This window comes from Mucilaginibacter rubeus (assembly GCF_003286415.2).
GTDB classification, from domain to species: Bacteria; Bacteroidota; Bacteroidia; order Sphingobacteriales; family Sphingobacteriaceae; genus Mucilaginibacter; species Mucilaginibacter rubeus_A.
In genome coordinates this window covers 3,919,578-3,934,012 of sequence record NZ_CP043450.1, presented here as the reverse complement: position 1 = coordinate 3,934,012, position 14,435 = coordinate 3,919,578, and the positions used below count along the sequence as shown (strand labels likewise).

12 protein-coding genes are annotated in these 14,435 nt (G+C 45.0%); 3 read left to right on the top strand and 9 right to left on the bottom strand.

Translation table 11 applies throughout. From position 1 onward, the window contains the following. Positions 1–81: 81 nt before the first annotated feature. The 6 genes from DEO27_RS15435 to DEO27_RS15410 form a co-directional block, all read right to left on the bottom strand. Positions 82–2,097: an FAD-dependent oxidoreductase gene (locus DEO27_RS15435; RefSeq protein WP_112573897.1), complete on the bottom strand. Its 2,016-nt coding sequence runs from the start codon at positions 2,095–2,097 to the stop codon at positions 82–84. A gap of 18 nt (positions 2,098–2,115) precedes the next feature. Continuing rightward, on the bottom strand, positions 2,116–2,616 hold the full coding sequence (locus DEO27_RS15430; RefSeq protein WP_112573896.1) for a VOC family protein: 501 nt from the start codon (positions 2,614–2,616) through the stop codon (positions 2,116–2,118). 136 nt (positions 2,617–2,752) lie between these two features. After that, positions 2,753–3,202, bottom strand: coding sequence for an SRPBCC family protein (locus DEO27_RS15425; RefSeq protein ID WP_112573895.1), 450 nt, complete (start codon positions 3,200–3,202; stop codon positions 2,753–2,755). Then, positions 3,199–3,525 (bottom strand): ArsR/SmtB family transcription factor, encoded by a 327-nt coding sequence (locus tag DEO27_RS15420; protein WP_112573894.1) that lies wholly within the window; start codon positions 3,523–3,525, stop codon positions 3,199–3,201. Before DEO27_RS15420 ends, DEO27_RS15425 begins: the two co-directional genes overlap by 4 nt. Continuing rightward, positions 3,506–3,955 (bottom strand): SRPBCC family protein, encoded by a 450-nt coding sequence (locus tag DEO27_RS15415; protein ID WP_112573893.1) that lies wholly within the window; start codon positions 3,953–3,955, stop codon positions 3,506–3,508. The genes DEO27_RS15420 and DEO27_RS15415 overlap by 20 nt, the downstream gene beginning before the upstream one ends. A gap of 135 nt (positions 3,956–4,090) precedes the next feature. After that, complete coding sequence (locus tag DEO27_RS15410) at positions 4,091–5,149, bottom strand: SDR family oxidoreductase (RefSeq protein WP_112573892.1); 1,059 nt, start codon at positions 5,147–5,149, stop codon at positions 4,091–4,093. 97 nt (positions 5,150–5,246) lie between these two features. On the opposite strand from DEO27_RS15410, the gene DEO27_RS15405 reads away from it, so the two are divergent. The 3 genes from DEO27_RS15405 (at position 5,247) to DEO27_RS15395 (ending at position 9,982) form a co-directional block, all read left to right on the top strand. Continuing rightward, positions 5,247–6,038, top strand: a complete 792-nt coding sequence (locus tag DEO27_RS15405) for an AraC family transcriptional regulator (protein ID WP_112573891.1) — start codon at positions 5,247–5,249, stop codon at positions 6,036–6,038. A 209-nt stretch (positions 6,039–6,247) separates the two neighbouring features. Further along, positions 6,248–8,686: a TonB-dependent receptor gene (locus DEO27_RS15400; protein WP_112574009.1), complete on the top strand. Its 2,439-nt coding sequence runs from the start codon at positions 6,248–6,250 to the stop codon at positions 8,684–8,686. Between the two features lie 51 nt (positions 8,687–8,737). Beyond that, positions 8,738–9,982, top strand: a complete 1,245-nt coding sequence (locus DEO27_RS15395) for a PepSY-associated TM helix domain-containing protein (RefSeq protein ID WP_112573890.1) — start codon at positions 8,738–8,740, stop codon at positions 9,980–9,982. A gap of 128 nt (positions 9,983–10,110) precedes the next feature. On the opposite strand, the gene DEO27_RS15390 is transcribed toward DEO27_RS15395, so the two are convergent. From DEO27_RS15390 to DEO27_RS15380, 3 genes are all read right to left on the bottom strand, one after another. Continuing rightward, positions 10,111–11,238 carry a zinc finger domain-containing protein gene (locus tag DEO27_RS15390; protein WP_112573889.1) on the bottom strand — a complete coding sequence of 376 codons (1,128 nt, stop codon included), beginning with the start codon at positions 11,236–11,238 and terminating at the stop codon, positions 10,111–10,113. A gap of 30 nt (positions 11,239–11,268) precedes the next feature. Next, positions 11,269–12,384 carry an SPFH domain-containing protein gene (locus DEO27_RS15385; protein ID WP_112573888.1) on the bottom strand — a complete coding sequence of 372 codons (1,116 nt, stop codon included), beginning with the start codon at positions 12,382–12,384 and terminating at the stop codon, positions 11,269–11,271. 164 nt (positions 12,385–12,548) lie between these two features. Next, the gene (locus DEO27_RS15380; RefSeq protein WP_112573887.1) at positions 12,549–14,423 is read right to left on the bottom strand and encodes a RagB/SusD family nutrient uptake outer membrane protein; all 1,875 of its coding nucleotides are present in this window, start codon (positions 14,421–14,423) and stop codon (positions 12,549–12,551) included. Between the last annotated feature and the right edge of the window lie 12 nt (positions 14,424–14,435).

Sequence of the window (14,435 nt, the reverse complement as noted above, 5' to 3'; positions counted from 1 at the left end):
GACGGCCTAAAACTGCACCCAGACTACATATGCATGATCTGGGTGCTTTTTTGTTTTTGAGGACAAGTTGTTGTCAGCTAACTAAAGCTTTTTTTGCGGCACGAATAGAATAGCATCTGCGGCAGTAGCTCCGTTAGCGTCCTTAGTGCTGATTTCTACATAAGGTTGTTGTCCTTTGGATAGAGTAAAGCTGCCCAGTGCAATCCATTCGCCCGAGGTTTGCCCGGCAACTTCAAGAGAGGCCACGTTGATCGTTTTTTCATTCAGCTGTTTACCATCAAAAATCTTAATCATCGTTTTAGTCGACGCTTTCTTGACTTTTGGGAAATAGGCATAAACGCTGTAGCTTCCACTCGCCTTTATTTCGGGTAGGTATTTTATCGATTTGCCTTCGCCGGAATTCAGGGTATCGAGCAAATATGACGGGCCATAACCTCCTGATTTTTCTTTTTGCCAGTTGCCTGTAATCTGGCAGTGCGTGGTGTCGTCATTATCAACCAAAACTTCGGGTATGCTGCCATCAGCAAGTGGGTTATCACGCAATTGCTGACGGATCAACCCTGCATCAAGCTGTTGTACAGTTTTACCTTTGTCTATAGCTATACAAGCGGCAACCGCGGCCGACTGTCCGAGTACCATGAAAACGGGTTCCATGCGGATAGAGCCATATGCGATATGGGTTGCTGACAGGCAAACCGGTACCAGGAGGTTAGTTGCCTCCGCCTTTTTAGGAGTAATGGCACGGTAAGATACCGGGTAGGGGCCGAAGCCACCTACTTCTACGTTGCCTTCATTTTTTGCCATGCCGTTGATAACCTGGCGGTCGCAATTGTGCGAATCCATGGTATAGGCGGCCATGCCCACGCCGTCTGTTACGGTTTCCCGACCCTGGCAGTGGTGCTGGGTCATGATCAGTTCTCCCTTCATTCGGCGGGCCTCGCGAATGTAAAGTTGAGGACTAAAGTGTTGATGATCTGTAAACTCATCTTTAGGATAGCCCCATTGCAGCATCTGCTCCCTCACCTGTTCGGGTACAGAAGCATCGTGGCCAACAAAGTAGAGTAAACCTTTGGTGTAATCCTCATGTGCTTTGATGATCTGCGCACGTTTAGCATAGTCAGCATCAGGATAATCCCAGTTCATCCCGATCATATCGGTAGAAAAACCGCCCAGATTATTGATATCTGTTTTTCCGTTAGGCATGTTGCTCAAAAAGAGGATATCGGTAAATGATTTCCAGGGTTTCAATTGCTTTAACCGCTTCAGCAGCTCGTACCGTTCGGGGGCATAATTGTCCGGCCTGGTTATGGGGATCCTGTTTTCGGGAACGTTGGTTAAGGTTATACGATAGTTATAGGCCTGGATTTTTTTGTCACCGCTGCCACTGGGACGTACGTCACCCTGGTTGATGCCCCATAACAGACCACTGTTAGCATCGCCTGGTGTCTTATATGGATCAATTCCGTCGGGCATTTGATGGCCTTCCATTACCTGGACGCCGTCGATGGTTTCGTTATACTCACTATTGGCCTCGCGACCGGCAGAATAGGATACGCCGGCCCTCGCCATCAGGTCGCCCTCATAGGAGCAGTCGATAAACATAGTTGCTTTAATGGTGCGGTAGGATATTTTGCCGGGATGTACAGAGTCTTCAGTGGTAATACTAATGATCTTGCTGCCTTGTTTTTGTGCCGATACAATGCGGGTGCTTTTTAAAACTTTGAAACCGGCGCGGTTTACATAATCATCAAATATTTTTTCGGCCACTTTAGGCTCAAATATCCATTGCTCAAACCTGCCGTAATTGGCCCCAATCCGGCGATAAAAATCGCGAGCCAGGCCGGTCACCACATATTTATTCCCAATATCGGTAAACCCGAGGCCTCCGCTTGACATGCCGCCCAGGTGTAGCCCTGGCTCAATCAGCAGCACTTGTTTCCCCATCTTTTTAGCGGTATAAGCGGCTATAACTCCGGCAGAAGTTCCGCCATAAATGCATACCTCGGTGTTAAGTACAGATGTCGATGCTATGGAGGTGTTAACTGTTATGAACAATATGGGCAGGCAAAGCCAGGTGGTTTTGAACAGGTTTTTCATGGTAGTGTTTGGCGGGTTTTATTTGGTGGTGTTAGAACCCATTTTTGCATACCCTACATCATTGGGTTCCCATAGTTCAATTTTATTGCCCTCGGGGTCCATCAGGTGTACAAAATCACCATAGCTTGTTTTTTCTACGCTGTCGGTCGGTAGGATACCTGCCGCTTTCATTTGGGCTAAAAGTTGGGTTAAGCCTTCTACACGGTAATTGATCATGAATTGCTTTTCAGAAGGCTGAAAATATTTGGTGGTTTCCTTAAATGGCGCCCATACAGTAAATCCCTTTTTTGTGCTGTCCATGCCCTGGTGCCATTCAAAATTTGCACCGTAATCGCCAACCCGGATTCCGAGGTTCTTGCTGTACCAGGCTTCCAAGCCCTTGGGATCTTTGGCCTTAAAGAAAATGCCGCCGAGGCCCGTTACCCGCGGGCCTTTGTTTACGGGATTGGTTAAACGATTGAAACTATAGCCCAGTAAAAAGGCTACACAAAACAGCCCGAGGAGCAGAAACTTTTTCATGTTATATGTTTTAGCCTAAAGATAACATATAAATGAATTGACCGGGTAAATACAGGTGCCGTTTCTGATCAATCGCCCATAAGAAGACTTCCGAAGTTTTTAAAACTTCGGAAGTCTGGATTATCCGATATAGTAACTAACTTTCTTTTGGATTGGGTTCGCCCTTGCCGGTGGTGATCAGGTTATACAGGCTGCCTGTAATGTAACCAGTCCATGCGTCTGAACAAACCTCATAGCACTCATGTTGAGGGACTAAACCCTGATGCGTGAATTGGATTTGCGTTTTGCCGTCCTTTTCAGAAATTTCAAAAATTACTTTTGTGCCTTTCCATTCGGTTTGATCTTTGGTGAAGCTGAAATAGTTGTCCAGCACAAGCCAAACTACTTTTTGGTTGGGGACAACTTCTATGAGCTTCATGGTGCAGCGATGGAGGTCACGGGCTTTATAGGTAAACTCATCGTTGAGGTTTTCCGTACCGCCTTTAACTTCTTCCGACCACCATCCGCGAACGTTATTGATAGCGTCAAATGCCTCTTTCGGCGATTTGTCTACCGCTATAGTTACAGTTAAATCCTGATCTTTCATTTCTTATTTAAATTATCGTTCATTAATGCTCCCAGCTTATCCAGTTTATCGCCCCAGAACTTATCATAGTAAGCAAGCCACTCATTAAGTTCTTTAAAGCCATCTTGTTTTAAAATACAATGTCTTTCCCGGCCAATGTCCTGAATTTCAATAAAGCCGGCATGGTAAAGCACTTTGATGTGCTTTGAAACAGCGGGACGGCTCATATCAAAATTTTCGGCCAGCGAGTTAATTGTGCGGCTGTCTTTTGAAAGCAGGTGCAATATTTGTCTTCTGCTGGGGTCTGCAATTACCTGGAATACATCAAGCCTGTGCTGCTCCATCTTTTTCAGCGTTTATAGCATTCAGTATTTTATGCATATTGCTTAACCAGCCTTTTTCCATGGAAGTAAGTATCAACGGACTTACTGCGCCGGCAAAGTCACGGTGTACCAGCAAAAGTTCGGTACCATTATCTTTTTCAGTAAGCGTCCAGTTCACTGTCGAGTCGCACAGTTCGCCATTGCCGGGGCCAAATTTCCATGAATACGAAAGTTTTTTGTGTGGGATAACTTCCAGGATCTTGCAATAAAAAATTCCGTCAAAATCCATTTCAGGCATGGGTTTGGCCCTCAATTGAAATTCATGACCTAATACAGGCTTCAGATCGCCGGGCATTAGCCACTGGCTTATCAGCTCCTGGTTTGTAATGTACTCCCAAACCACCTCAGGTGGGTGAGGGTAGAATAATTGGTGTTGAATGATTTTTGCCATAATAGGTAACTTTTAGGTTACTCAAATTTATATGTAACTTGTGAGTTACGCAAACTTATTTTCATTTTTTTACCTCTCATAGCATACTATTGCTCTGGCAGAAGCTATTTCTTTAAAATACCGGGGCATGATGGTTCAGGGTATAATCTTTTCTACCCGGAGTTCGTTAAACAGGTTATAGAACATCTGTTCGGTATCAATAAATTCATGAAAGCCCATGCGCCTTGCCTTGGTGCCATCGGCAAAAAAATCATAATCCCATGAAAATACAAATTCGCCGAACGCCCATGATGACAGCTGGCGGTAACTATGCGGTGCAAGGGTGTATTTTTCGCGAATAGCTTCCCATTGCGGTTCTTTATCGGCCATAATAGTTTGCAGTGGCATTTGAAGTGGCGGTGCTGTTTCCATTTTAAAGTAAGCCGCAATTTTAGGCCAAAGCTCAGTCCATCTAAATAAATCGCCATTGTTGATATTAAAAGCCTGGTTTGCTGCGGCTTGAGTAGTGGCAGCCCACACAGTAGCCTTAGCTAATAAGGTGGCATCTGTCATTTCCAACAATTTATCATAAGCGCCCAGTTTACCCGGAAAACGAAGAGGTAGGCCAAGTTCTTTTGAAATTGTCGCGTATAGCGCAATCACCAGAGCCAGGTTCATAGGGTTACCTATAGCAGTACCGCCGACCACTGATGGGCGAATGGCCGACCACGACCATTTTTTACCTTGCTGCTGTTTCTCCAGAAAAATTTGCTGATCTACATTAAATTCGGGCGGCATGTGTCCTGCATCACTTTCCTTTGCAGGTGTTTTAAATGGGCCAAGGTGCGCGCCATATACCTTGTATCCTTGCATAAGACTGATGTGCTGCAAATTGTAGGCAATGGGCTCAATTGCTAAAACAACATTCATTAGCATAGCAAGGTTGGGTTGTACCAGTTCGGCCCATGTGGGTTTGTCTTGATAGGCGGCGTAAAATATGTGTGTAACGTCAGTTAATACACTTAGTTTTTGCTTATAGTCGTTTTCATCCAGCAAATCCACGGCTATGTAGCGGATATTCCCGTTGTTTGAGCCGCCGCGGCGGGATAGCGCTATAATGTTCCAATTATTAAGTCCTTCAAGGTAATTTATCAAATTAGTACCTATCACCCCGTTGGCACCAACAACAAGCGCTGTGTTTTTTATAGTTTCCATTTTTTTGTGTTTGATAACAAATATTTGTTGATCAAAATTGGGTAAAAGCTGTAAGTCGAAATTGTAATTATCTGTGATAATATGGTATATTTCCGCTATGGAACGTTACCGGCAATTTGAACCTGTGCTGATTTCTGATTTTGAAACGGAAAAATGGTCTCATCCCGAACATAATCATAACCATTATGAATTGATCTATATCAAAAAGGGGACAGGTTCGCACATCATAAACAGCTTAACTGTTAGTTACAATGCCGGGGATGTGTTTTTACTGGGGCCGGAAGAATCTCATTATTTTGAGATAGAAGAGACCACCCGGTTTATCTACCTGAAATTTACCGATCTGTATATTCATCAGGCGGGCGACAAGACCAGCCATGGTGTCCAAAACCTTGAATACCTCATCAAAAGCAGGGAAACCCATTTATCGGGCTTTGCATTAAATAACGCTGACAGGCACACTATTGAGATGATCTTTAATGTAATAGTTTCTTTAAAGCATGATATGTTTTTAAATGAGCAGCTTATTTGGATGCAGATCATTGCGCTATCGGCTGTGTTGCAAAGAAATATGCCTGAGTTAAAGAAGCCCGCTAACGGCAGTAAAGATATGCAGGCCATCTTTTGCTATATTCATAAACACATTTACGAACCCAGGTTGCTTAAACTGCCGGTGATGGCTGCCAGCTTCAATATCGCCGGCGAATATATGGGGCCTTATTTTAAAAGGAATACCGGTGTTACGCTACGCGATTACATCCGCGATTATCGCAATGAATTAATTAAACAGCGAATTGCCAGTGGTAGGTATAATCTTAAACAAATAGCCGCCGAGTTTGGATTAACAGACGAAAGTCATGTAAGTAAAATTGTTCATAAGGCTTTGTAAATCTGATTAATACCAGTAGTAATCTTAATTTTATTTGGACTGATTCTAAATAAGTTGTTTCTTTGCACTAAATCCTGTTAGCAATGAACATCAACGCACCCCCTTGAAGGTTCTTATAAAAACAAAAATCCCGATGCTCCGTCGCCAAACTTTACATCGGGTTAATGTTAACCGATCCTTTTAATCCATTAATCATTTCACTCAAAATTATGAAATCTGTTTTACTCTGCAGTAAACGGTCAAACTTTACTTCACTATTATTTCAACATTTTTACTTTCTCTTAATCATCCTGTCTTTTTCAACTTTCACAGCTAAGGCTGATGATGGTGCAACCGGTAGCATAAAAGGTAAGGTTACCACAGCCGACGGCCAGCCTGCAATCGGCATTACCGTTGCCTTAAAAAACACAACTTATGGTGCCCTTACGGATGCCGATGGTCGTTATGCCATTGGTAAAATCAAGCCCGGAAGCTACACTATCCGTGTATCTGCCGTTGGCCTTGCACCCGAAGAGCAATCTGTAACTGTAGCATCCGGCAGTACGCAAACGCTTGATTTTATGCTGAAAGAAAATGCCAGCTTATTAAAAGAGGTTGCTATCACCGGCGCTAAAAGCCGCTATAAAGCTGATGTGCCCTCCAACTCTATCCGCCTAAATGAACCTTTGCTGGAGGCTCCTCAAAACATCCAGGTAATTACCTCTCAAACGCTGTCTGATCAGCAGGTGATTTCCATGAGCGATGGTGTTACCCGTAACGTGAGTGGTGCAACCCGTTTGGAGCACTGGGGCGACCTGTGCACCCGTGTAAATATGCGCGGTAGCCGTGCAGCAGCATTCCGTAATGGCATGAACGTAACCTCAAACTGGGGGCCGCTTAGCGAAGATATGAGCTTTGTTGACCGTATTGAATTTGTAAAAGGTCCGGCCGGCTTTATGATGAGCAATGGCGAGCCAAGCGGTATCTACAACGTAGTTACCAAAAAGCCTACCGGCCGTGATTTTAACGGCGAGGCCACGATGACCATGGGCAGCTATGACTTGTATCGTGCCACTTTAGATCTGGATGGTAAAGCCACTAAATCGGGTAGCCTCTCTTATCGTTTAAACTTAATGGATCAAACCAAAAACTCGTTCCGCAATTACGAGTTTAATGATCGTTTCAGCATAGCTCCTGTACTTACCTGGAAAGTTGATGATAAAACCTCGCTTACCTTTGAGTATACCTATCAGCACGCTAAATTATCAAACCTTGGTTCGTACTATGTTTTTGCAACCCAGGGCTATGCTATAAAACCTCGTGATTTTACCATAACAGAACCCGGTATAGCACCTACTTATATTAAAGATAACAGCGCCTTTATTTACCTTAACCACCAGATTGATGAGCACTGGAAATTAACCGGCCAGCTGGGTTATTTTAACTACCAGCAGCAGGGAAGCTCGGCCTGGGTAAACAGTGTAAAAGCCAATGGCGATCTGATCAGGAGCGTTAGTATCTGGGATGCATCAAACGTGATGAAATTTGGCCAGGTATTTTTAAATGGCGATGTACAAACCGGCGTAGTGCGTCACCGGATATTGGGTGGCCTTGACCTGGGCAACAAACAATATATTGCCGATTGGGGGCAAGGCGGAGCTATTGACAGCGATGCTAAACCTTTTAATATCAATAACCCGGTTTACAATCAGCCTGCTTTAGGTTTACCGGTATTTGACAGGTCGAAACCATTGGCACAACGTGGCGCGGGCAACCTTTCAAGCCAATCATACACAGGTGTGTACGGCCAGGACGAGCTGGGCTTTTTTGATAACGTACTGCGTGTAACCATTGCGGGTCGTTATACTTATGTAAAAGAGATCAATTACCTTGCTGGCCGTAACCAGAAGAAATTTACCCCTCGTTTTGGTGTAAGTGTAAATATCGACAGAATGACATCCGTTTATGGCCTGTATGACCAATCATTTGTGCCGCAAAGCGCCCTGATCCGTGATGGTAGCCTGCCAAAACCTATCACAGGTAACAACCTTGAAGCCGGTATTAAACGCGACTGGTTTGATGGTAGCTGGAGCACTACTTTATCTGCTTACCGTATCCTTAAAAACAACACCCTTACCGCCGACCCTGATAACAAAGGTTCAGAAGGTTTTGTGATAGATGTTGGCCAAACCAAAACCCAGGGTATTGAGTTTGATACCCGCGGACAGATCTTCAGTGGTCTTTCGTTAGTAGCCAACTATGCTTATACCGATTCAAAGATCTCTAAAACCGGGGGCGCGGCTAACCTGCCTGCTACGGCTGTTGTTGGTGCCAAAGTTCCGGGATATGCCAAACATAACATCAATGCGTCATTAACTTATACCATACAGAACGGCCCCTTGAAAAACAGTGGTATTTATGCCGGCGCAACCTACCAGGGTGACCGTACCACCTGGACCTGGAACGCCAGCAGCGGCCAGCTGCAATTGCCAGATTATTACAAGTTTGATGGCGGCCTGTTCTGGGGTAAAGATCATATCAAGATAAGCGCTAACGTGTACAATCTGCTTGACAAATACCTGTACAGCGGCGCGGCTTATGCCACTTATTACTACTGGCAGGCCGAAGCGGGACGTAACTACCGCCTTGGCATCAGCTATCGTTTCTAAAAAAATTATTCACCTGCAGGCCGGGATCCCGGCCTGCCTTTTTAGTTTAGTATGCTTAAAACTGCTACTCCGGCCAAAGCCGTTAAACCCAAAAAGAAAGGCGATTCGATGTTTAAAAGGATCTCCGCGTGGCTGCACCTGTGGCTTGGGCTTTTTTCGGGAATTATCGTGGTGATTGTAAGTATTACAGGCGCCATTTATGTTTTTGAAAAAGAGATTCGTAGTGTAACCGAACCCTGGACGCACGTACAGCCGCAAAATAAAAAAATGCTGCCTCCTTCGGCGTTAACAGACATCGCTGTTAAAACTGTGTCAGGTATGAAACCTACCGCGCTAAATTACGGACTGCCAGATCAGTCTGCCGCGGCGGTTTCTTACAGCCGTAAAACAGGTTTGCTGATAACCGTTTTTATTGATCCGTATAGCGGGCGCGTATTGAAAAAAACAACTACAGACTTTGTGGGGAATAAGGGCGACTTTGATTTCTTTAGGTTTATACTGCACGGGCACCGTGCCTTATGGTTGCCATACCCCATTGGCCGGCCTATAATTGGGGTAGCCATACTGATTTTTGTAGTGCTTTTGCTATCGGGCCTGGTATTATGGTGGCCCAAAAAGTGGACTAAAGCCACTCGTGACAAAAGCTTTAAAGTGAAATGGAACGCCAGCTTTAAACGTGTAAATTACGACCTGCATAATGTGTTTGGTTTTTACAGCATGTTATTGCTGCTCATCATAGCGTTAACCGGCCTGGTATGGAGTTTTCAATGGGTAAGCAAATCGGTATATTGGGCTACATCTGGCGGCAAATCATTAACCGAAGAAACCGCCATGGTATCGGATACTACCACAAGGCTTTCCTTTAATATGGCATCGGTAGATAAATTATGGAACCAGATTGCTATACAAGATAAGCCAGAGGGCTTTTATATTAATTTACCCCGCCAAAAGGCCGATTTAGTTGAGGTAATAGCTTACCTGCGTTCGGGCACTTACTACAAAACCAATATTTACAATTTTGATCAGTACACACTGAAGCCGATTAAATCTGCAGGGCCATACTCCGGGCGTTATGCAGATGCCGGTGCTGCCGATAAATTGCGCCGCATGAATTACGATATCCATGTAGGTGCTATTTTAGGCATTCCAGGTAAGGTGGTGGCGTTTTTCCTGGCTATGGTATCTGCCAGTTTGCCTATTACCGGTTTTTATATTTGGTGGGGGAAACGTAATAAAAAGCCGGCTGTAAAGCAGCAGCGACCTAAGAAGGTGCAGCCGGAACTTGTTATTCAATAAAAGGGATCGAGATACTCCATAAAGCGTCATTGCTTCGTACTTCGCAATGACGCTTTTTTTAATGAAGCCCAGACTTACGAAGTTTTCAAAACTTCGTAAGTCTTTAAGCGTAGTACAATAACGTTCTTTTACGCTGAATGCCCATTCTGATATAATACTACACCAATTATTATCAGCGCTATTACAAACAACACCGCAAGTATGATCTTGAGGGCACTTACGGGTCGTTGGCCAATAACTTCGCCGGTGCTGGCATTAACTGTAAATTGATAGATCTTGTTATTGTAGTTATAGGCGCTTACCCAAACCGGCAGCATCAGGTATTTGATCGCTTTATCAAGGTATTGGGTGTCAGTGCTATCTATCCTTTGCTCATCGCCACCAATATCATCTCTTATGGCCGAGTCAATCGCTCCAACGGTTTGCTCAGCTGCTTTAACAAAGCCTTGTTCCGGGTTTAGCTGGTAGGTTTCGGAACGGAAACCGCTCATGTACCGTTCATCAAACTTAACCAGCATGTTAAAATTCCAGGGGCCAAGCTTATTCAGTGTTTTTTCGGGTAATGATTTACTGGCGGGGACCATTAAATCCCTAAAATCGCATTCCACTCTTCCTGAGGCGTATGACCAATCGGTATGGCGTACTTGCCTGGTTCTGGTTTCTTCGCGTCCGTTAACGGTTTCGGTATAGGTTTCAGTGGTGTAGTAGTAATCGCCGCGTTCGCCGTTGTAATCCGTTATGGTGTAGGTATCGTATGTCCAATGGGGAAGGTATACGCCTTTTAGTGCCGATGAAGCATCGCTTACTTTTTTAGCCAGGTCATTTGGCGCCCACCAAAGGCTTTTTAACCATTTTTTGAAAAATTCGATACCCTGTTGCTGAGTAATGGCAAAGGGTAAAATATAGTGCGGAAGTACGTATTGCTGCCCGCTTTCCAGGTCAAGCACCAGTGGAGCTGTGCAAAAGGGGCATTTATCTGATGTTACAAACTGATCAAGAATAGTTTGCGAACCGCAGTTTTTACAATTAACTACTTTAAGATCTGCACCTTGTTTATTGCTATCGATACCGGCAATAAACTCTTCATAGTCGTAAGGTAAAATATCGCGACTGTCGGGAGCGCTTTCAATTGTATTGCTCACGCCGCAATAATCGCACAGTAGGTTATGGGTACCCGGATTAAAGTGCAATAAGGCACCGCAGCCCGAACAGTTTAACGAATTGTTTATAGCCGATGGGTTAACCTCGTTGTTCATTTCAGAAATAGATTTAGGAACGGATGAAGGTTAAGCTATCGGCGGAGGAACATTACTAAACAGTTCTGCAATTTCTTCAACAGACGATGCGGCGGCCCATGCAGCCATACCTTTTTTCCAGATCATACTCTCCCTGCTTAACGCTCCGCTGGAAATCATGGCATTGATGTCGTTGAACGAGTGTGGCCCGTCAGATTTGCCATCTTTTACAATATGGTATTGAACAGCAGGCGCAGGGGGAGGTGGGGGCACACTACTATCGGTGTTATTAGGAGTAACCTGGTTTTGCTGAAAGATGTTGCCTACCTGGCCCATCATGGCTGCGCCAACACCCAAACCCATACCGGCAGCGCCCAGGTTGCCACCTATAGTGTTCTCGGCAGATTTTTCAATAGCATTGGCAGCCTGGAATTGAGCGTAAGCACCAAGATTGCCCAGTATGCCCATTTCACTGCGTTTATCAAGTATTTGCTCAACTTCAGGGGGGAGGGAAATATTTTCAACCAGTAACTTGGTCAGGTTAAGGCCAAGCTCGGTAAAATCGGGCTGGATAGATTCTGTGATGAATTTGCCCATTTCGTTGTAGTTGGCTGCCAGGTCGAGTACGTTTATCTTCGACTCGGCTACGGCATCCATACCACGCGATACCACAGTGTTGCGCAGTTGCTCATTGATATCTTCGATAACAAAATCCGGATTGGTGGCGGAGATCTCAGTAATGAATTTCTTCGGGTCCTGAACCTTAAAGTTAAATGAGCCAAATGCCCTCAAGCGTACCGGGCCAAACTCTGCATCGCGGATCATAACCGGATTTTTTGTTCCCCATTTTTGGTTTGTGAACTGGCGCAGGCTCACGAAGAATATATCAACCTTAAAGGGACTTTCAAAGCCATATTTCCAGCTCATTAAGGTTGTTAACAGGGGCATGTTCTGTGTTTGAAGCTCGTAAGTACCCGGAGTATATACGTCGGCTATGCGCCCCTCGTTCATGAAAACAGCCGCTTGCGACTCGCGCACAATGAGTTTCGCCCCCATTTTAATAGCGTTATCATGGCGGGGGAATTTCCATACAAGCGTATTCTGAGTGGTATCAACCCACTCTATTACATCTATAAATTCGTTACGAAGAATATTGAACAGGCCCATGTTTTTCGATATCAGGTTTAAATAATGATTAAATATGTGAAAAAAACAAATACATAAATGCGCCCGCGGTTAATTATTTTATTCTTTAAAATCTGCATAAAACAAAAAACCGGACATTAATCAATTGACTAATGCCCGGTCCAAATGTTACACAATCAACTAAATTATGGAACTACCTTATCAAGTGCTGGTATGTTGGTTTCGGCACCTGCGTAACCTTTGCTTTGGTTAATATGACCATTTACGTTCAGGTCGATCTCGCTTTGCGGGATAGGCCAAAGCACGTGGTATGGCGAAATGGTGAAGTGGTTACCCGAGTTAGTTACAACGTTAGGGTTTTTATAAAAGTCGTTCTTCTCCATGATCCTGTCGTAGAAGAAGTTGCTTGTTGAAAAATTGGCCACATTGTAAGTTTTGCCATTGTAAGCAGGGATACCGGTTTGCGCAAAGATGAACGCTATACGGGTAAGCTCGGTTTTGCGTGGTTCTTCCCAATACAGTTCTCTTTGACGCTCGTCAAGAATGGTACCGATATTTACACTGCCGGCATCAGTTAACGGTTGAGCGTTTGCACGGGTCCTTACTTTGTTGATATCATCCATAGCAAGGCCTGTTTGTCCTTTCCATACATAAGCTTCGGCACGTAACAGGTAGGTTTCGGCTAAGCGGAAAACGTACCAGTCGGTGTTGGTACCGCGCGGCGGACTCCACCATTTATCAAGCGCGATAGGGCCTGAGCCAATAAACACTTTGTAATGCGGCCAGCCAAACCATGCACGGATGGTATCTTTGGCCCCGTTCAGGAAGCGTTTGCTTACGTTGGCATCGGTATATTGCTCCAGGTGTTTGCCATACCAGGTAGGGTCGGAAGTTTTAAGGGCAGGGCTGTTGAATACAAGATCGGTCATGTTCATCCAGTTGCCGGGAGCATGCCTTAAATCGGTATTATCTGTCCAGATATATTTGGTAGCATATGGCGTACCGCGTAAACGGCCAATACCACGACCATACCATAAGGTAAGCGGGAATTCCTCGGTCACTTTATCCGAGATACCCGGTTTAAGCGCTCCTGGCGTAAGGATGGTGCCGTTATGCCACATCGGCACGCAGTTCCTCATCACCTGCGATCCGTTTGGTGTTGCACCGTCAAGGGTTTCGCGGTCAAGCACTACGTACAAAGCCTCGGCATTGGTTCCCAATGCTTTGTTTTCCGGCCTGTGAAGGTCCCAGATGATGTTTTTCGAGGCATCGCCCGCAACAATACCAAAGCGGCTGGTCATTAAGTGATACGGGCCATTGATAGCTACATTAGCTGCCGCGATAGCGTCATCAAATAAACCAAGCGCAAGGTCAACCTTGGCCAAAAGGTGGGCGGCACCGCCTTTTGAAATATCGCCTTTAGCATTTGCATCCGTAAGGTTAGCTACGGCAAATTCCAGGTCGGTTTTCATTTGTTTTAGGATAACGATACGTTGGGTACTGAAGTAGCCTGTGTTTACGGCAGTTTCTTCTTTAAGCAGCAGAGGCACATCGCCAAACTCATGTACTAAACGATAGTAACGATAAGCGCGGTGAAATAAAGCCGTAGCTTTTACCAGGTTTTTATCGGCATCAGAGGGCCATTTGATATTATCTATTCTTGATAAAATTACGTTACAATCATGGATCCCCTGGTACCATGCGCTCCAATACCGGCCTATTTTGTTATAGTCGTCGCTGTTTAGGTTGGCGGTAGGGGTGATACGGGCGTTCAAATCCTGCGCCGGTGTGGTTTTATCCGTGGTGCCTTCAACCGCTGCATCAGTAAATATTGATTCGGTAAGTAAGGGTGCCGAATCACCGAAATACTCAAACCTAACGCTTACGTTCAGGGTAGCCAAAGCTGCTTTAAATGCGGCAGGTGAGGTATAAGTTACGTCGGGCGTGAATTTTGAAGGCGCCTGCGGATACAGATCAGCCCGCTTGGTACAGCCTCCGGTTATAAATATGGTTGCCGCTGTTAAAGCCGCAGCCATGATGTTTTTGTTTATCTTGTTCATGTATTAAAATCC

Excerpts from the sequence above, each read along its gene's own strand:
- DEO27_RS15410 (WP_112573892.1), bottom strand. The coding sequence starts at position 5,149 with ATGGAAACTATAAAAAACACAGCGCTTGTTGTTGGTGCCAACGGGGTG.
- DEO27_RS15430 (WP_112573896.1), bottom strand. The coding sequence starts at position 2,616 with ATGAAAAAGTTTCTGCTCCTCGGGCTGTTTTGTGTAGCCTTTTTACTG.
- DEO27_RS15390 (WP_112573889.1), bottom strand. The coding sequence starts at position 11,238 with ATGAACAACGAGGTTAACCCATCGGCTATAAACAATTCGTTAAACTGT.
- DEO27_RS15420 (WP_112573894.1), bottom strand. The coding sequence starts at position 3,525 with ATGGAGCAGCACAGGCTTGATGTATTCCAGGTAATTGCAGACCCCAGC.
- DEO27_RS15380 (WP_112573887.1), bottom strand. The coding sequence starts at position 14,423 with ATGAACAAGATAAACAAAAACATCATGGCTGCGGCTTTAACAGCGGCA.
- DEO27_RS15425 (WP_112573895.1), bottom strand. The coding sequence starts at position 3,202 with ATGAAAGATCAGGATTTAACTGTAACTATAGCGGTAGACAAATCGCCG.
- DEO27_RS15400 (WP_112574009.1), top strand. The coding sequence starts at position 6,248 with ATGAAATCTGTTTTACTCTGCAGTAAACGGTCAAACTTTACTTCACTA.
- DEO27_RS15385 (WP_112573888.1), bottom strand. The coding sequence starts at position 12,384 with ATGGGCCTGTTCAATATTCTTCGTAACGAATTTATAGATGTAATAGAG.
- DEO27_RS15405 (WP_112573891.1), top strand. The coding sequence starts at position 5,247 with ATGGAACGTTACCGGCAATTTGAACCTGTGCTGATTTCTGATTTTGAA.
- DEO27_RS15395 (WP_112573890.1), top strand. The coding sequence starts at position 8,738 with ATGCTTAAAACTGCTACTCCGGCCAAAGCCGTTAAACCCAAAAAGAAA.
- DEO27_RS15435 (WP_112573897.1), bottom strand. The coding sequence starts at position 2,097 with ATGAAAAACCTGTTCAAAACCACCTGGCTTTGCCTGCCCATATTGTTC.
- DEO27_RS15415 (WP_112573893.1), bottom strand. The coding sequence starts at position 3,955 with ATGGCAAAAATCATTCAACACCAATTATTCTACCCTCACCCACCTGAG.